This window comes from Sorangium sp. So ce448 (assembly GCF_051520915.1).
Taxonomy (GTDB): Bacteria; Myxococcota_A; Polyangia; order Polyangiales; family Polyangiaceae; genus Sorangium; species Sorangium cellulosum_B.
Window position 1 is genome coordinate 10,087,225 of record NZ_CP150343.1, and the last position, 16,745, is coordinate 10,103,969.

At 68.9% G+C, this 16,745-nt stretch carries 15 protein-coding genes; 5 read left to right on the top strand and 10 right to left on the bottom strand.

Annotated features, from left to right (window positions below; genetic code table 11):
* Positions 1-556: 556 nt before the first annotated feature.
* Complete coding sequence (locus WMF45_RS38105; protein WP_157907138.1) at positions 557-733, bottom strand: hypothetical protein; 177 nt, start codon at positions 731-733, stop codon at positions 557-559.
* A gap of 202 nt (positions 734-935) precedes the next feature.
* Here WMF45_RS38105 and WMF45_RS38110 point away from each other — a divergent pair, with 202 nt between their 5' ends.
* Positions 936-1,265 carry a PilZ domain-containing protein gene (locus WMF45_RS38110; RefSeq protein WP_437710843.1) on the top strand — a complete coding sequence of 110 codons (330 nt, stop codon included), beginning with the start codon at positions 936-938 and terminating at the stop codon, positions 1,263-1,265.
* Positions 1,266-1,710: 445 nt separating this feature from the next.
* Here WMF45_RS38110 and WMF45_RS38115 read toward each other — a convergent pair whose 3' ends face one another.
* Positions 1,711-4,425, bottom strand: coding sequence for a hypothetical protein (locus WMF45_RS38115; RefSeq protein WP_437710845.1), 2,715 nt, complete (start codon positions 4,423-4,425; stop codon positions 1,711-1,713).
* Between the two features lie 16 nt (positions 4,426-4,441).
* On the bottom strand, positions 4,442-5,047 hold the full coding sequence (locus WMF45_RS38120) for a 5-formyltetrahydrofolate cyclo-ligase (protein WP_437710847.1): 606 nt from the start codon (positions 5,045-5,047) through the stop codon (positions 4,442-4,444).
* Positions 5,048-5,375: 328 nt separating this feature from the next.
* On the opposite strand from WMF45_RS38120, the gene mscL reads away from it, so the two are divergent.
* On the top strand, positions 5,376-5,825 hold the full coding sequence (gene mscL / locus WMF45_RS38125) for a large conductance mechanosensitive channel protein MscL (RefSeq protein ID WP_437710849.1): 450 nt from the start codon (positions 5,376-5,378) through the stop codon (positions 5,823-5,825).
* Between the two features lie 136 nt (positions 5,826-5,961).
* Here mscL and WMF45_RS38130 read toward each other — a convergent pair whose 3' ends face one another.
* Positions 5,962-7,191 (bottom strand): phospholipase C, encoded by a 1,230-nt coding sequence (locus WMF45_RS38130; RefSeq protein ID WP_437710850.1) that lies wholly within the window; start codon positions 7,189-7,191, stop codon positions 5,962-5,964.
* Positions 7,192-7,421: 230 nt separating this feature from the next.
* Between WMF45_RS38130 and WMF45_RS38135 the strand changes: the two genes are divergently transcribed.
* Positions 7,422-8,897, top strand: a complete 1,476-nt coding sequence (locus WMF45_RS38135) for a DUF885 domain-containing protein (protein ID WP_437710852.1) — start codon at positions 7,422-7,424, stop codon at positions 8,895-8,897.
* A 1,115-nt stretch (positions 8,898-10,012) separates the two neighbouring features.
* Here the strand turns inward: WMF45_RS38135 and tnpC are convergent.
* The 4 genes from tnpC to WMF45_RS38155 form a co-directional block, all read right to left on the bottom strand.
* Positions 10,013-11,617 (bottom strand): IS66 family transposase, encoded by a 1,605-nt coding sequence (gene tnpC, locus WMF45_RS38140; RefSeq protein ID WP_437710853.1) that lies wholly within the window; start codon positions 11,615-11,617, stop codon positions 10,013-10,015.
* Between the two features lie 121 nt (positions 11,618-11,738).
* A complete protein-coding gene (gene tnpB / locus WMF45_RS38145) occupies positions 11,739-12,110 on the bottom strand; it encodes an IS66 family insertion sequence element accessory protein TnpB (RefSeq protein WP_437710854.1) in 372 nt (123 codons plus the stop codon).
* A complete protein-coding gene (tnpA, locus tag WMF45_RS38150; protein ID WP_437710855.1) occupies positions 12,107-12,448 on the bottom strand; it encodes an IS66 family insertion sequence element accessory protein TnpA in 342 nt (113 codons plus the stop codon). Before tnpA ends, tnpB begins: the two co-directional genes overlap by 4 nt.
* 1,252 nt (positions 12,449-13,700) lie before the next feature.
* Positions 13,701-14,180: a hypothetical protein gene (locus tag WMF45_RS38155; protein WP_437710856.1), complete on the bottom strand. Its 480-nt coding sequence runs from the start codon at positions 14,178-14,180 to the stop codon at positions 13,701-13,703.
* A 231-nt stretch (positions 14,181-14,411) separates the two neighbouring features.
* Between WMF45_RS38155 and WMF45_RS38160 the strand changes: the two genes are divergently transcribed.
* Complete coding sequence (locus WMF45_RS38160; protein WP_437585412.1) at positions 14,412-14,771, top strand: transposase; 360 nt, start codon at positions 14,412-14,414, stop codon at positions 14,769-14,771.
* Complete coding sequence (locus tag WMF45_RS38165; RefSeq protein ID WP_437710006.1) at positions 14,771-15,910, top strand: IS3 family transposase; 1,140 nt, start codon at positions 14,771-14,773, stop codon at positions 15,908-15,910. Before WMF45_RS38160 ends, WMF45_RS38165 begins: the two co-directional genes overlap by 1 nt.
* A 103-nt stretch (positions 15,911-16,013) precedes the next feature.
* Here WMF45_RS38165 and WMF45_RS38170 read toward each other — a convergent pair whose 3' ends face one another.
* Positions 16,014-16,196 (bottom strand): hypothetical protein, encoded by a 183-nt coding sequence (locus WMF45_RS38170; RefSeq protein WP_437710857.1) that lies wholly within the window; start codon positions 16,194-16,196, stop codon positions 16,014-16,016.
* Between the two features lie 4 nt (positions 16,197-16,200).
* Positions 16,201-16,743 carry a hypothetical protein gene (locus tag WMF45_RS38175; protein ID WP_437710858.1) on the bottom strand — a complete coding sequence of 181 codons (543 nt, stop codon included), beginning with the start codon at positions 16,741-16,743 and terminating at the stop codon, positions 16,201-16,203.
* Between the last annotated feature and the right edge of the window lie 2 nt (positions 16,744-16,745).

The window sequence follows — 16,745 nt, forward strand, 5'->3', positions numbered from 1 at the left end:
TTTCGAAAACGAAACGAACACCCAATTAGGTCGCACACCTCGGCCGCTTTTCACATCACTGTTGCAAATTTTCGATGCAGAACTGCAATGCGCAGTCCGTCCGCTGATGTAAGGAAGGTATAGAGAAGTGGTCGTTCGCTCGCTTGAATGCAGACGAAATCCCCCGAAAATGTGGGTGAACCCGCAATGCGACAGGGTTCTCCATGTCGGCCAACGACCTTCACCTACCTTACCCCCGCATTCGCTATCTCGGCCACGGCGCCTGTGACCCGAGGGAGGTCGCGCGCTCCCTCGGCGACACCGCTGCACCGCAAGCAAGAAAACAGCTCGCGGCCCTGCTCGATCGCATGGCGGAGGATCCGCTATGCGGGTCGCGGCTGGCCTGCCGCGGTCGACGCGCGACACGGGCTCACGGGAGATCGTGGAGAAGGACGACGGGCCGGCGTTCGACGGGAGATCGGTGGCGTCCGCGCGGCATCGCGCTGCTCGCCGCGCGGGGGAGATCGGGGGGAATCGGCGGGCGCGCGAGCGGGAGAGCGCGCGAGCGGGAGAGCGGTCAGCGCCTCCCCTTGAAGCCCATCATCTGCTGCACCACCGCCTCGCTCTCCTCGGCGATCGCGCCCTCCTGCGCCGCGCGGTCGGCGCAGTCCTCACAGACCTTCTTCTTCTTGCTTCCGACCTTGATCGTCTTGAGCTCGTCGACCTCGTTATCGCATTCCCGGCACGTGGGCATCGCCACACCTTCCTTTCGCCGGGCCAGCATATCGCACCGATCCCGCGCGCGCCGAGATCGCGCCACGGCGCCGCGAGCGGACCGCGCCGAGATCGCGCCCCGGCGCCGCGAGCGGACGGCGCGGCTCGCCCGCCCGATGTTTGGCCCGGACGAGCCCCGCGACCTAGGCTCGCCGCGTCACGAGGACACCAAGGAGGCTCCCATGGATCGGAGGCAGGGCGCGCGCGCTCAGGTCGACTTCCCCGTCTCGGCGCTCGTCGATGGCCACCGGCACCGGTGTCGCGCGATCGATCTCTCCCCCACGGGGATGGTCGTCGAGCGCGCGCCCGCGCTGGCAGGCCGGGCGCTGCCCGCCGTGACCCCGTTCGAGCTCGACCTCGGGGTCGGGCGCCCCATCCGGCTGCGCGCCCGCCCGGTCTGGGACCGCGACAACCTGCTCGCCGTCCGCTTCGTGGTCATGAGCGACGCCGACCGGCTCACCATCGCCGAGCACCTCGACCAGCGCGTCCACCGCCGCTCCCCCCTCCATTAGAGCGGCGGTCACCCGCTTCGGATACGGGCCCACCTCGACGTTTTCGGTGCTCAGCGCACCGGAGTGCGCTTGCGCGCCGAAAACGCCGATCTGGGCCCGTCTCCTGTGCGGGAGACCGCCGCTCTGCTGCGGCTGGGCAGAGGGGGCAGAGGGGGGCGGAAACCGGTGAAGAGGGGGCAGACGGCGGGGGGAACGCATCGAGAGGGACCGGGGGGGACGTCCTCGACACGATGCTCGGCTGCAAGGATGAAATCGCAGGATTGCAACGCGGGGGGGATGTGCCCGGGACATCTATGCGAATTTTCAATCTATTTCCGTCTTCTCGCGGTGGCATATGAGCTGCTAATTCACGGACGAGCGTTGCTGGTGCGGCCTCTCCCCCCCTAGGCCCCGGCGACGCTTTTTTCTTTTTGTCGCTCGCCGGAGCGGCGACGAGAGCCACGCGCTACGTGCGGGGCTCTCGTCGCCGGCGCGCAGCGGAGAGCGACGCCCGCGGAATGCTGGCGGCAGAGCGGCGAAGCTCGTCGAGCGCGTGCTCGGGCAGGCGCGGCGCGCGCGGCTCGGCGGCGCTTGGCTCGGGAGGGGCGGGCGCGCGGGCGCCCAGGTACGGCCAGAGACTCTCGCGGATGGGCGCCGGCAGGACGTTCTCCAGGTACTCGAGCGCGGTCCCGCGGAGGTGGGCGTCGTCGGCGTGGAGCGCCCTGTAGGCGATCTCGAGCGGCTCACGATCGAGGCAGAGCGAGAGGACGCGGAACACGTGCTCCAGGCTGCGGCTCGTCCGCTCGACGAGCAATCGCTCGGCCAGCGGCGCCTCGACCGGAGGCGCGACGTTGGGGGGCTGGGCGTCCCACACCCGGCGACCGATCGCGATCTCCCGCATCGCCGCCTCGATCACGTCGTCGCGCCGCAGGTGGATCGGCGCGCGCTGCTGGAGGAGCCGCGCAAGCGCGACGCCGCACTGAAAACGCACCTCGAAGCGCTCGTCGGCGAGGCCCAGGATCAGGCCGTCGGCGGCGCGCTGGGTGGGACAGGCCTGGAGCACCCGCGGGATGCGGCGCCGGAGGGCGACGCTCACGGACGGATCGAGGAGCGCGTCGGTGAGCTGGCCGGTCGCGCGGGGGGCGACGGCGCGGAGCGCCCGGATCGCCTCGGAGGTGAGCCCCTCGCGCTCGAGGAGCGGGAGGAGGTGCGGCACGAGCGCAGGGTCCGGCTCCCGGACGAGCGCCCGGCGGATCCGCTCGGGATCGCCGGTGCGCAGGTCGGCCGTGGCGGCGAGCACCGGATCGGACGCCAGCGCGGCCGACGCGGCGCGCGCGGACAGCGGCCCGTCGACGCCCCTGCGATCACCCGCCGGAGGCCGCAGCGAGTCCCCGGAGGCGGGGCCGGCGAGCGACGCGCGGCCGGAGAGCGGTGAGCGGCCGGAGAGCGGCGGGCCGGGGTGCGACGTGCGCTCGCCGTCGGCGGAGACACGCCCGGCGTCGTGCCGCGCCGCCGCGGCGTTCCGGAGCGCAGCGAGCTCGGCGAGGACCCTGTCGCGGCTGAGCGCGTCGACGGTGCCGCTGAGGGTGCGGCGGGTGGTCGCGTCGACGACGTTCGTCGGGTCGAGCGAGACGGCGCCGGAGCGCAGGCTGCCCTCGAGCGCGGCGACGTAGCCCCGGTGCAGCCGAGGCGTGAAGAGCAACGTGACGCCCGCGGCCGCCGCGCCGAGGCCGAGCAGCAGCGGGAGCGACCCGCCCGGGGCGAGCACGAGCAGGGCCATCGCGAGGCCGCTGCCCACCGCGGTGCCGATGCGGTCGAAGCCGACGTCGATGAGGGTCTTGATCGACCGCTTCTGGTCCGGGGGCAGAGGCGTGTAGAGCAGCTCGTAGCCCGACCGGAACAGCGAGTTCCGGAGCACCGCCTCGGTCGCGCGGACGATGGAGGCGGCCCAGAGCCGCGGCGCGACCACGAGGGAGAGGGTGCTCGCGACGACCGCGGCCGGGAGGATGCCGATGGTGGCGGCGAGCCCGAGCCGGTCGAGCGAGAAGGTGGCGGCGAGCGACTGCACGAGGAACGAGAGCACGCTCACCGAGAGGTGGAAGAGCGCGAAGAACGAGAGCAGCGCGTTGCGGTCGGTCATCGCGGCGGCCGCCTCGGCGCTGAGGGCCACGTCGAACAGCGCGCCGCTCACGGCGCCGAGCCCGACGAGCAGGCCGAGGTCGCGCAGGTGGCTGTTGTCGCGCAGCGCGGCCAGCCCCGCCCCCCCGGCGCCAACCTGGGTGCGCCCCGCCTCAACCTCGGTGCGCTCCGCCTCAACCTGGGTGCGCCCCGCCTCCACCTCGGTGCGCCCCGCCTCCACCTCGGTGCGCCCCCCCGCCTCAACCTGGGTGCGCCCCGCCTCAACCTGGGTGCGCCCCACCTCAACCTGGGTGCGCCCCGCCTCAACCTCGGTGCGCCCCACCTCAACCTGGGTGCGCCCCGCCTCAACCTCGGTGCGCCCCACCTCAACCTCGGTGCGCCCCACCTCAACCTCGGTGCGCCCCACCTCAACCTCGGTGCGCCCCGCCTCAACCTCGGTGCGCCCCGCCCCGCCGGCGGCGCCGGCCACGCGCGCGAGGCCCACGCCCAGGTGGTGGGTGGCCCAGGCGGTGAGGGCGCTCACCGTGGAGAGGGCGAGGAGCATCGTCGGGGCGTCGATGAGGCGGCTGGCGCGCCAGGCGAACAGGCCGCCGATCACGCCGCCGACGGTCCCGCCGCCCGCGATGCGCCCGATGGAATGGCGGGCGGTGTGGGGGTCGAAGCGCTCGTTGACGAGCGACCAGAAGGCGGAGATGAGCGTCGCGCCGAAGACGGCGATGTGCAGGTAGAAGACGAGGGCGGCGGCGCCGGGCGCGCGCCGGGCGAGGGCCCACTCCAGGGCGAGGAGCACGGAGCTCGCGGCGAACGTGGCCGGGACGACGCGCGCGGGGGAGAGCTGGAGGAGCGCGCGCGAGAGCAGGACGACGGCGGCGAACGACAGGACCGCGCCGGCGGCCATGACCTTGGGGACGTCGGCCGCGCCGAAGCTGGCGAGGAAGAGGGCGTCCCGGGTCGCCCGGCCGGCGACCTGCTGGGCGATCATCGCGCCCGAGGCGATGGCCGCGAGGAGGACGGGCCTGTCGCTCGCGATGTCCTCTCCCACCTGCGCCCTGGGCATCCTAGGCGGGTTCGGCGGCGAGCACGCGGGCGTCGGTGACGATGGTCCCGAGCGGGACGTCGCCCGGGGTCGCCGGCACCTCGGCGACGAGCTGGAAGTCGAACACGACGCCCACCGCATGCGCCGGGGGGCAGAAGCGCGGCAGGGTGCTGTCGTAGTAGCCGGCGCCATAGCCGATCCGGTGCCCCCGGGCGTCGATCTGCAGGGCGGGCACGACGATGACGTCGAGCGCAGCGGCCTCCTCGTCGGTCGCGTCAGGCTCGCGGAAGCCGAGGCCGCGCTCCTCCATGGCCTCGGGGTCCTCGACGAAGCGGAAGGTCATGGCGCGCGACTCGGGGTCGATGGAGGGATACGCGACCCGGGCGCCACGGGCGCGCAGCAGCGGATCGAGCTCCCGGAGGTCGACCTCGTTGCGCCCCTCGATCGGGTAGAAGAGCGCGACCCGCCGGGCCGCGGCGAGGGCCGGCAGCTCCGCGAGCGCGCGCTGGATCCGGCGCGATCGCTCGAGGATGGCGTCGAGGGGGATGGAGCTGCGTACCGCCCGAGCGCGCTTCCGCAGCTCGGCTTTGGCGCGGTAACGCAGGGCGGCCTCGGCGTCGGGGTCCATGGCTCGGTGGTTCCTCCGGCGCGCATCCTAGAGAGCCGCCCCGGGCCGGGGAACCGCCATGTGCGAAATCGGTGTGAGGTGGCGCAGTTGGCCCCAGGTGTGGCGCTCTTGCACGGAGGGCAGGGCAGCGATCGCGAGCGGCTGGCCAGGGTGACCCCACGGACGAGCCCGGTGGCACCGTTCGTGCTGCTGGCGGCGGCTGCGCGGATGGCGGCGACCGCCGCTGCCGCGCGGTCCGCACAGGCGGCTGGTAATGTCCTGATCGCGGAGAGACGATACCGGAGCGGTGCGATCGCGGGGGCAGGAGCCCCCGACGCCGGAGGAAGCGATGTTCTGGGAGGATTTCAAGAAGTTCGCGGTTCGTGGCAATGTCGTCGACATGGCCGTGGGCGTCGTGATCGGCGCGGCGTTCGGCAACATCGTCAAGACGCTGGTAGATCACCTGATCATGCCGCCGATAGGCCTCCTGACGGGCGGCATCGATTTCAGCCGGCACTACATCGTCCTGAAGGCGCCGAGCGGGCCCGGTCCGTACGCGACCCCCGAGGAGATGGAGAAGGCCGGCGCGGTGCTCCTCCAGTACGGGGTCGTCATCAATAGCCTGGTGAGCTTCTTCATCGTCGCGCTCAGCGTCTTCCTCCTGGTGCGGCTCATGGGGAAGCTTCAGAGGCAACACGCGGAGGAGGTGACGACGAAGGAGTGCCCCGAGTGCGCGATGAGCATCCCCATCAAGGCGGTGCGCTGCGGGCACTGCACGGCGGCGCTGAAGGGCGCGTAACGCGAGACGGAGAGGTCACCGCGCGGGCGGCGCAGCTGGCGCCGCTCACCGGCGAGCGGGCTCCCCGTCGCGGCAGCGCGCGTCGACGCCGGGTTCGCTCGAAAAGGCGCGCGGCCGCGGATGGCCGCGCCCTGGCTCAATGGTTCTCGACGGGCACGCCGGCCTCGAGCACGGCCTTCTTCAGCGTCAGAATTTCCTGCTGGGCGTCGGTGAGCTCCATCGAGTGAAAGCCGGACGGGGCGGTCGAGCCCATGTGAATCGGGGCGACCGCGGTCTCCAGGATCGGGATACCATCGAGCCTGCGCTGGTCGGTGCGTGGCCTCGGCTCACTGAGCAAGGAGAGCAGGCTCGGAGACGCGGTGACCCGAGGGCTCAGCGCGTTCACGCGATCGGGGGCGAACAGCTCGAGCGCGGTGCGCGCGATGCACGTATGGTCGAGTGTTCCGTGGAACGGCACGCCGCGCGGAGCCCACGGCGAGACGACGAGGGCCGGCACGCGAACGCCGAGCGTATCGAACGGCGTCGCCTCGCTCGCGGGCGACGGCGGCGGGCGCACGTGGTCGTAGAACCCGCCATGCTCATCGTAGGTCACGACCAGCGCCACGTGGGGCCAGGACGGGCTCGCGATCAGGTGGTTGTAGATGCGCGCGATCAGGTTCTGACCGCGCGCCACGTCGGCCGGGGGATGGTCGTCATTCGCCCAGTTCAGCAGCGCGTCCACGTCGACCAGCGTGAAGTTCGGGTCGATCCACGAGACGCTGGGCAGCGTGCCTTCACGGCAAGCCCTGTAGAACGAGGAGATCTTCGCGATCGGCGGCCCGCGGTGGCCCTTGTATTTCTCGACGGTGCGCAAGAACGCGATGTCGTGCGAGTAGTAGCGCCACGAGTCGGCCGGCAACAGGTCGAAGAACGTCGCGTGGTCGATCCATTGCAGGTTGCCCGTGCGCCCGCCGCTGGTCCCGCAGAGCGCGAAGAAGCGGTTCGGCCACGTCGGGCCCGCGAACGAAGCGAACCACCGATCGCAAACGACGAACTGTCGCGCCAGGCTATCGTACGTCAGCAGATCGCGCTGGTCGTACCAGCCCATGATCTCGGCGACGTGGCTGTTCGTGCTGTAGCCTTTCACGAAGCCGTCCATCGCGCCGCCGTTGATCTGCCGCACGACCTCCTTCCGGTGGTGATGCGGGCGGATCCGGACTCTCGTGCTCTCGAGATGATATCCAGGGATCGGCGTGCCGTTATCGTCCGAGTTCGTCGCGCCGATCACTCCATCGACGTCCATGCCCGTGCCGCGCAGGTAACCGAGCATGTGATCGAAGGAGCGGTTCTCGAGCATCACGATGACCAGATGACGAATGTCTGCCATGTTCCACCGCTCGCTTTCCCATGCGGCTCAGCGCTGTGCCGGCGGACGCGGCCGCGCAGGGCCAGTTTCACTATCGTGAATTCATCTACCGAAACCTGCCAGCGGAGAAGGAGATCCAAAGTTCCCGAAGACGTCAAGCCCCAGCTGCGGGGACCTGACCCGGGCTGACTGAACATTTTCCATGCGCTCCGGCGTCCCCTGAAAAGCGGTGCCAATTCAACAACTTGTCCATGCGAAGATCCTCCTCGACGTGCTCGCCAGGTTCTCGCCGGAGCGCGCCAGCGCGCTGGGGGTCGAGCGCGCCGACCAGGAGGTCTCGGACCTGTCGCCCGGCGTCGAGGCGCGACTGCGCGCGGCGTACCGCGAGGCCATCGCGGAGCTGGAGAAGCGCCGAGCGGCCGAGAAGGATCCGGCGGTACGCCGGGCTGGAGGCGGGCCACGCGCCCATCGCCGAGCAGGCGAGGAAGAGGCTCGACCAGGAGCTCGGGAAGCCCGGCTTGCTGGCGCCCTCCAGGATGGAGATCGAGCGGCACCTCGCCACCAACGCCCGTGTGCGGGAGGGACTCGGCGAGCTCTTCCGGAAATACGGCATCAGCGGCCACGAAGAGCCGCTGGCCGCGCTGAATCGTCAGCTCGAGGCGTACGACGCGGCGCTGCGCAGGGACGTCCTCCCGAAGGCGCGGGCCGATTTCGCGCTGCCGCCGCCGCTCTACGCGTACATGCTCGATCTGCATGGCGTCGACATCCCGCCCGCCCAGCTCGCTCAGCTGGCCCACGCCGCCTTCGACGATCTGAAGGCGCAGATGCAGAAGCTCTCGCTGCCCATCGCGAAAGCGCGCAACTTGCCGAGCGCGGACTACCGGGACGTGATCCGCGCCCTGAAGAAAGAGCAGCTCGTGGGCGAGGCGATCGTGCCGCATTACAAGGAGCGGCTCGCCCAGATCGAAGAGATCCTCCGGAAGGAGCGCCTCGTCACGCTGCCGGAGCGGCCGGCGCGCATCCGGCTCGGCACCGCCGCCGAGAGCGCCGAGATGCCGGCGCCGCGCATGCGGCCGCCGCGGCTGCTCGACAACCAGGGAGAAGCGGGGGAGTTCGTGCTGCCGCTCAGCCTGCCTGGGCCCTCCGACGAGCTGCGGAGGATCGACGATTTCACCTTTGCCGCGGCGTCATGGACGCTCACCGCCCACGAGGCGCGCCCCGGGCACGAGCTCCAGTTCGCCTCGCTCGTCGAGCGGAGCGTCTCGCTCGCCCGGGCCGTCTTCGCGGAGAACAGCGCCAACATGGAGGGGTGGGCGCTTTACTCGGAGGCCATCCTGCTCCCGTTCATGCCGCCCGAGGGCCAGCTCGTCTCCCTGCAACACCGCCTGGTCCGGGCCGCCCGCGGCTTCCTGGACCCGGAGCTCCAGGCGGGCAAGATCACGCCGGCCGCCGCGCGGACCTTCCTCGAGAAAGAGGTGGTCCTCTCGCCGCCCCTCGCGCAATCCGAGGTGGAGCGTTACACCTTCCGCGCACCGGGGCAGGCGACCTCGTACTTCTACGGGTTCACCCGGCTGATGGATCTGCGGCGAGAGACCGAGTCCATGATGGGCCCGCGCTTCGACGCGCAGCGGTTCCACGACTTCGTGCTCGCCCAGGGCATCCTGCCGCCGAAGCTGCTTCGCAAGGCGGTCATCGAGCGCTTCGTGCCGGCACAGCCGGCGCCCTGAGCGGCGGAGGGCCCGCGGCGCGCGCTGGACGTGCCCCCGCAGGCTGATTTGCGCTGGCGAACCATCGTCGCGATCCGCGGGTTCGGCAGGGGTTGGGGGGGGCGCGGCGGCGGATCGCCCTTCTCGGCTGGCGTGGGCCCGACCCGAGCCCGATCGCTGAGCTCGGGCCTGGGAAGCTCGCGCCAGCCGAACCGCGGCGCCGCCGCACACAGACACGACCAGCGCCGCGCCCGAACCTGGCGCAACGCCCGCCGTAACGCGGCCGCCCCGACCTCGACGGGTTGGGGTCTGGTGCCGGAACGTGCCCCCCTGCGCAATCCCCTCATAGGTTTCCCGTCTGGCCCGCCTCAAACCTGTTGGCAACTTCCGTATGCCAAGCATCTGCCCGTTCTGCGTCACCGCGTGATGCGGTTCTCCTCATTCCAGTCCGCCATCCGCGTGCCCGTGGCCGGGTTCGTCCAGCCGGTCTGGTTGCTGCTCGCGTCGTACCGGTGTCCCCGCTGCCAGGCGCGACTCCGCCACGAGGTGCTCGTGTCCCAAGAGCGATCATTGATGCATCAGCCGGTGCACCTCACGGGCGCCCGAGCCCCTGCCAGGTTAGGGAGCGGATTTCGAGAGCGCGTCTACCCGCTCCTCTTCACCGAGCAATCTAAGAACATCTCGAGCGGCCTCTCTTTCACGGTGCACGGCTTCGTCAACGAGAATCCATAGCCCCTCCCGTGCCGCACGATGACATCGCTCAACAATGTCGTATCCGTCCTGTAGACCCCATCATCGCGTGGTGCGTGCCGTCGCCGTAGATTCGCGACGCGATGCGAGAGGAAGAGCGGTCTGCGGCGAAGGGTGGCTGGGCCCAGCAGCGAGCGGAGGAAACGGCGGTCGACGCCGAGGTCACCGCCCGCGTGCACGTTGCCCGCAGGCGCGCGGCGGCGAAGCAGCGTGCCGCCGATGCCTCTGCCGGGCCCGAATCGTCGGCAAGGCGCCGCAAGCCACGCGTCGACCGCGCAAGCGCCCAAGAGCCGGCACCAGCGCGCCAAAGCCGGCGACCGGTGCGCCCGGCGGGCGGCAAGGCGGTGACGATGCCCGCGGCAGCTGCCGGCGATGCCGAGGATCGATCAGCTGGGCGTCGCGTCCGGCGCCCGGGGCCATGGACTGGTCGCGAGCCGTTGCCGAGCGTCGGCGTTCTCGAGGGTCTGCTTCCAGGACTTGGGAGCGAGCTCGATGACACGCTCGGGAGGCCAGGTGGGCAGCAGGATCAGCACGTCGCGCAAGTAAGCCCAGGGCTCGATGCCGTGCAGCGCGCAGGAGGCGATGAGCGACACGATGGTGGCGTTCCACTCGGCGCCGTCCTTGCTGCCCACGAAGAGCCAGTTCTTACGGCCCACGGCCTCTCGGCGGAGCTCAAGCTCGCTCCGGTTGTTGTCCAGGCGGAGCCGACCATCCTCGAGGAAGCGGGTGAGCGCGGTCCATTGGTTGAGCGCGTAGCCGATGGCACCTGCGATGGGGCTCCTCGGCAGGACGAGCAGGTCCTCTGTCTCAAGCCACGCGCGGAAGGCCACGAGCACGGGCTCGGCGTCCGTCCGGCGCTGCTCGGTTCGACGGTTCGGAGCCAGCTCCTTGGTCGCCTTGTCGATCGCGTAGAGCTTGCGAATGAAGCCGATGCCCACGGTCGCGCGGTCCCGGTCGGAGGTCATCGCTTCGAAGAACTTTCGCCGGCAATGGGCCCAGCAACCGACCTCGGTCACCCCCTCGGTGCGGAAGAGCTGCTCGTAGACGTTCGAGGCGTCGGCCTGGACATAGCCCTTGTAGCCGCGAAGGAACTCCTTCGGGCCATCCTGGTTGTGATGCGGCGTGAAACGGAACAGGACGTGATCTCGGTCCGCCACCAGGACCCAGAAGTGGCCCCGCCGACACTTGTCCTTCGCTTGCACGAGCACGCCGGTGGCGTCGATGGCGATGCAGTGCGCGTTCAGGGCGTCCTTGGCCATCGCCTCGACGACGATCGCGAGCTTGTCGGCACACGACTCGACCCAGCCGCACAGGGTCGAACGCGAGAGGTGAAGGCCCCAGCGCTCGAACATCTTCTCCTGCCGGTGGAGCGGCAAGTGGTCGGCGTACTTGCTCACCAGCACGTGCGCGAGCAAACCCGGACCGGCGAGGCTGCGCGGGACAGGGCTGTCGGGGACGTCGGCGATCGTGATGCCTTGCTCGGGCTCACCTTTGACCGCGAACTTCGGCCTCACGATCTGCAGTCGCACGAAGCTCGCGGGCCGCCACTCCAGCGTCTCCGACACCTCCTCGCCGATGCGGACAAGCGCGGTCGCGCGCTCATCCTGCGCCTCCGGCGGCAACAGCTCGATCCGCTCGACCGGCAGATGCTCGGGCAGGCGTTGCCGCCCGTGCGGGCGAGCTTGGCGCCCCTTGTCCCCGCCTCCGGAGGAGCCGTTCGGCGCCGCGCCATCGCCACCGTCGGGTGAGCCGGTCGCGCCCGCATCCGGCTGCGCCCCCGTGCCCGCGAGCATCTGCACGATCGCATCGAAGGCGAGCTGCATCTGCCCAGGGTCGACGTGCTCGGCCTTCTGGCCGAAGATGTGCCGGCGAAGCCGCTCCAGCTCGATGCTGGCGAGCTCGTACAGCTTGCGGTACTCGTCCCGCTCATGGGCAGCGCGCGCGAGCTTGTCCTTGAGCTCGCGAATCTGCTCTTCGACCGGCTTGCTCACGGCGCCGTAAGTACTCGTGAACTCCTGCTTTTTGAAGGGGGCTTGTTGAGGAAAATTTCTGCCGCTCGAGGCAATGCGACCGTGGGTGCTACCCGGGAGCGTGCGAAGCTGTCAGGTGAGATCAGGGGGCCGGAGGCGGTGCGGTCTCGGCGAACGGGACCACTCGCCGCAACTTCGACGGCGCAAGGGCGATGCCTTCCAGGATCTTCGCGAGCTCGGCCGCGTCGATGACGACGCTTGTGCCTCCCAGAGTGACCGCACGCGGTACTCGAAATGCTCCGCGCTCCAGCCTTTTGTAAAGTAGACAGTACCCGCTACGGTCCCACCACAGGGCCTTGCAGCGGTCGGCTGCCCGGTTGAAAAAGAGAAACAGCGCTCCGGAGAGCGGGTCCTCCCGCAGCACTTCCCGCACGACGGCAGCGAGGCCATCGAACGACCGGCGCAGGTCGAGCGGCTCGGTGGCAACGTAGATCGAGACACGGCCCGGGATCATCGCGCGCCCCCGAGCGCTCGAACAACGCGCGCCAATGTCTCCTCGTCGAACGTCGGTGGGACGCGCACGACCGCGCCGTCTGGGAAGACGATCTCCAGCGCCGCGCCCGGAGAGCAATCCGTAGGGCCCGACGGGGCGACCACCACCGGGAGCAACGTGGGCAGCGTCGCCTTTTCCGAGCGCTGCCGGTACTCGCTCCGCTTCATGCCCAGTCGGCGGCTCCACGAGTACAGCGTGCCGGCGTTGACCCCCTCCTGCTCCGCGAATACGCGGGCTGAGTGCCCGCTCTTATGCCAGCGCGCCACGCGGTCGCGCCAGGTGCGTGTGCTCTCGTCCATCGATACCTCCGGCGCGGGTTTCTAAGCGGCGCAGGGGCTCGAAGACAGGATGGGGTCCGCAGAACGCGTACACAATGTCCCCCGGAGTGAAGCTCGAGGATGATGCGCACCCCCCGAGTATCTGGAACAGAAGATCAAGAACCGCTATCCTCACGAATCGTGGGCGCGGGTCTACTAGACAGGCAACCAGCACGGACGTACACGCTTCCGCGATCTCATACAACTCGCCCTGAACAACCACGCGATTCTCTATACCCCAGTAAGCCTTCGTGGATTCATCAGGACCCTTTGCGCTCAGCAGGCCAAGCAATGCATCTCTCACCCTTTCTCCGGTCCCCTCCACCTCATGAACGCTAGTCCAGTCGATGGACCCAATGAGACGCTCCGCGACGTTCATTTTTTTCATCTGGAACCCGACGTACCGCCAGGAGCTCGCAGCGTCCCCGGAACGAATCTCAGACGGAAACTTCTGGACACGAGACACACAGGAATCTCGGTCGACTCTAGCTTCCCTGTCGATTGAGTCCTTCGCCAGCCATTCACCTCGGTCATTGTTCCCCCTGGGAGCTTCCGGTCGGCATCAACCTCCGCGTGAACACGTGGACCTGATCGTCCTACCTCCACTTTCCCGTCACGTCCAATTCCCACGTATTCGGAGCTGCTTCGATCAGGTCTTCCGTCTGGGAGTCGCCCGGCCGCATCGCGAGCGGCACGCGCCTCGTCGATCCATGCAGCTTCTTTAGATGGTGCTGCCTGCTTCACAGGCGCCTTCGCCGCCTCCGCTCGCTGCGGCGGCTTCGCCGCCGGCGCCCGCTGCGGGCCTTTCGCCAGCTGCGCGGCCGGCGGTGGCTGCGCCGGCGCGGCTGCTGGCTGCGCTGGCGGCCGAGCCTGCTGCTGCTGCATCACCATCCTGAACAGCAGCCGGCGCTGTTGAGAATCAAGCTGGTTGATGCTTCCTCGCTCGGGCTGGCTGATGACCATCGCGACGGTGAGCGGGCCCCGGTCACGGGCGTGATGGTCGGCCCATCGCGTCCTGAGCGTGCCGGTGTGCTCGGACGCGTCAAGGGCTCCCTCGCAGGGCTCGGCGGCTGCCCCGCCCTTGATGCGCCCTGCGCGCCCCGGCGGCCACGTCGCGCGGGCGATGGGCGGGCGGAGCCTCCGGCGGGGGGCTCCGGGCACCGGATGGGGGCGATGGCCATCGTGCGCGTGAGCGAGCCATCATCCTGCGTGAGCGAAAAGCGGCCCCTACCCATCATCTAACGGGAGCGTCAACAACGCTCATGCCCACGGTCGGCGCGGCCCCCGTCCCTGGGTCCTTCTCCAGGTCCTTCTTCGTCTGGATCACCCGGTCCAGCCCGTCGACGAACGTCACCGTGTCGATCGGATCCCCCGGGTGCTCCACGTCCTTGTGCACGCTCTCCGGCCAGAACGCGTTTCCGCTCGACCGATCCGGGAGCGAGTTCAGCCAGACGCCGTTGCTGCCCACGAAATCCGGGAGCCCGTCGCCGTTGATGTCCGTGAACGCGACGTCCTCGTCGTCCGCCCTGAACGAGACGGAGACCCCCACCCCGGCGTGCGGATGACACACCGTCGGCCCCACGCCGACGAAGGCGCTGAGGCCCCCTTCGACCGAACTCGTGGCCCCGAGGCCATCGCGCCCTTCCGCGGGGCGGCTCCACTCCGTCGGCGCCGAGAACACCTGGAGCTCGCCGCCCGCTTGCTGCCGAAGCACTCGAAGCTGTGCTCGTAGAGCGGCTCCTCACCGCCGCTTCCGTGGACAGCGATGCGCTTCCCTCTGTGCCAACGTCGGGTGAGACAGGCTCCCCCTGGAAATCTGTGGTGAGAGGGCGGAGAATGGACCTGACCCGTGCCGAAGCCTTCCCATCTCCGATCCGTCGATCCTACCCCCGCCCCAGCGGCGCAGGGCGCTGCTCCCCGCCCGAGTGGCGTCGCCGTCGAGACTGTGCCGAAGCCGGGTAAGAGGCGGAAGTTCTCGGCGGCGGAGAAGCTGCGCATCGTTCGCGAAGCGGCTGCATGCACCCAGCGCGGCGACATCGAGGCGCTGCTGCGCCGCGAGGGCATCTACAGCTCCCTGCTGACGGCGTGGCGCAAGCAGCTCGCCCTCCACGGCAGCGAGGCTCTCGCGGGGCGTAAGCCCGGCCGCAAGCCGAAGCAGGACGCGAAGGATCGGCGCATCGCCGAGCTCGAGAAGCGCTCGGCCCGGCTCGAGGAGAAGCTCGCGCTCGCTGAGAAGCTCATAGATCTCCAAAAAAAAGTCTCTGCCATTCTGGGCATCAACCTCACGAACGACGAAGAGCGCTGATGGACGTCATCGAAGAGCTCGATGACACGCACGTCCCCATCGCGCAGGCGTGTGCGGCACTCGGCATCAGCCGCGCCACGCTCTACCGGCAGACCCAGCCCGCGATGCCGCGTGCGCTGCACGGGAACGCTCCGAGCCCACGCCGGCTCAGTGACCCCGAGCGGCAAGCCGTGCTCGATGTGTTGCACAGCGACGAGTTCGTCGACCAGCCCCCGCCGGAGGTCTACGCGACGCTGCTGTCGCGCGGCGTCTATCTCGCCTCGATCCGCACGATGTACCGCCTGCTCGCGGCGTCCGGCGAGAGCGGCGAGCGACGCGCGCAGCGTGGGCCGATGAAGCATGCCAAGCCGACGCTCACCGCCACGGCCCCCAACCAGATCTGGACGTGGGATATCACCAAGCTGCGCGGGCCGCTGCCCGGGGTCTTCTACTGCCTGTACGTCGTCCTCGACCTGTTCAGCCGCATGACCGTTGGCTGGCTGCTCGCCGAGCGCGAGAGCGCGCTGCTCGCCGAGCAGCTCTTCGCAGAGACGGTCGCCCGCCACGGCGTCGAGCCCGGCTCGCTCACCGTGCACGCCGACCGCGGCTCCGCAATGAGGTCGGAAGGGCTCGCTCAGCTCCTCGGCTCGCTCGGCGTCGTTCGAAGCTTCAGCCGGCCTCACGTCAGCGATGACAACGCCTTCTCCGAGTCGCAGTTCAAGACGCTCAAGTACCAGCCCGACTATCCGGACCGGTTTGCCTCGCTGGCTCATGCACGAGCGTGGTGCCAGGAGTTCTTCGGCTGGTATAATGACCTTCATCAGCATTCTGGCCTTGCGCTCTTCACACCTGCTGATGTATTCTACGGCCGAGTCGAAGATGTCGCGGCTCGGCGCCAAGTCGCCCTCGACACAGCGTACGCCGCGCACCCGGAACGCTTCCCGAACGGTCCGCCCGTTGTGCGTCGGCCGCCCGCTTCGGTAGCCATCAATCCGCTGTCCGTTGACGACGCTGCCGACGAGGCCGCGGGGCCGCACACGGGCACGACCAGCGCCGCGGCCGAACCTGGCGCAACGCCCGCCGCTGTGACACGGCCGCCTCGACCTCGACTGGTGGGGGCCCTGTGCCGGAACGCGCCCCTCAGCGCGTTCTCCTCATAGGATTCTCGTCCGGCCTGTCTCAAACCCGTTGGCAACTTCCGCTTCAGCACGGGTCCGATCCATTCTCCGCCCTCTCACCACAGATTTTCAGGTGGAGCCTGTCTCAGCCGGCGTTGGCACAGAGAGCCGATGTGAGCTTGTCGATGGGCTTCGCCATGGCGTCACGATCACAGCCCGCGATCGAAATATCGATCCCTCGGATGGCCACGGTTAACCGATCGATTTTATTGGCAGAATCGACCACCTCGCTAACCGCATGCCGATATACGACCACCAATACCGCCATGCAACTACTCACCCTTCGACTTCCGAAGCTTCTCCATCTGCTGCTGCAAACCGTCTGCCCATTCAACAAACCAATGGTGACTAGCCAACTGTCCGCAGCAAATTTTGGACACACGAAGAAAGTCGTCAGCAAGACCCACCAACTCCTTGAGCACCAACTCACACGACACCGAAACGGTGTCCGTATGCGATGTTGGTTTCACGATCAGATCATTGCACTGAATCAAAAATTCTCCACCACAGGGAGTAAGCAAAACCACCCGCTCGACCCCCTGCTCGTAGAATTCCAATTTACCCACCTGCCCCTGAGCCAAAAGCCCAAGCGCGTCTCCGAGTTGCTCGATCACCACCAACAGATCGGTCCTAACCGTAACAGGCCAATACTCATCAGAACAGACACGCACATGAAAGCCCACCCCTGCGGCCTCTAGCGCCTCACATATATCCCGAAGCACGGACCCCAGATCATCGAGCTCTGGATCATATTCCAATTGACCGATCTCACTTCGTGGCAGAACACTGGGCACAGTCAGCCTCACTTCAAACATAT

Bases quoted from the DNA above. Each gene is read 5' to 3' on its own strand.
- WMF45_RS38105 (WP_157907138.1), bottom strand. From the start codon at position 733: ATGCCCACGTGCCGGGAATGCGATAACGAGGTCGACGAGCTCAAGACG.
- WMF45_RS38110 (WP_437710843.1), top strand. From the start codon at position 936: ATGGATCGGAGGCAGGGCGCGCGCGCTCAGGTCGACTTCCCCGTCTCG.
- WMF45_RS38120 (WP_437710847.1), bottom strand. From the start codon at position 5,047: ATGGACCCCGACGCCGAGGCCGCCCTGCGTTACCGCGCCAAAGCCGAG.
- mscL (WP_437710849.1), top strand. From the start codon at position 5,376: ATGTTCTGGGAGGATTTCAAGAAGTTCGCGGTTCGTGGCAATGTCGTC.
- WMF45_RS38130 (WP_437710850.1), bottom strand. From the start codon at position 7,191: ATGGCAGACATTCGTCATCTGGTCATCGTGATGCTCGAGAACCGCTCC.
- WMF45_RS38135 (WP_437710852.1), top strand. From the start codon at position 7,422: ATGCGAAGATCCTCCTCGACGTGCTCGCCAGGTTCTCGCCGGAGCGCG.
- tnpB (WP_437710854.1), bottom strand. From the start codon at position 12,110: ATGATCCCGGGCCGTGTCTCGATCTACGTTGCCACCGAGCCGCTCGAC.
- tnpA (WP_437710855.1), bottom strand. From the start codon at position 12,448: ATGGACGAGAGCACACGCACCTGGCGCGACCGCGTGGCGCGCTGGCAT.
- WMF45_RS38165 (WP_437710006.1), top strand. From the start codon at position 14,771: ATGGACGTCATCGAAGAGCTCGATGACACGCACGTCCCCATCGCGCAG.
- WMF45_RS38170 (WP_437710857.1), bottom strand. From the start codon at position 16,196: ATGGCGGTATTGGTGGTCGTATATCGGCATGCGGTTAGCGAGGTGGTC.
- WMF45_RS38175 (WP_437710858.1), bottom strand. From the start codon at position 16,743: ATGTTTGAAGTGAGGCTGACTGTGCCCAGTGTTCTGCCACGAAGTGAG.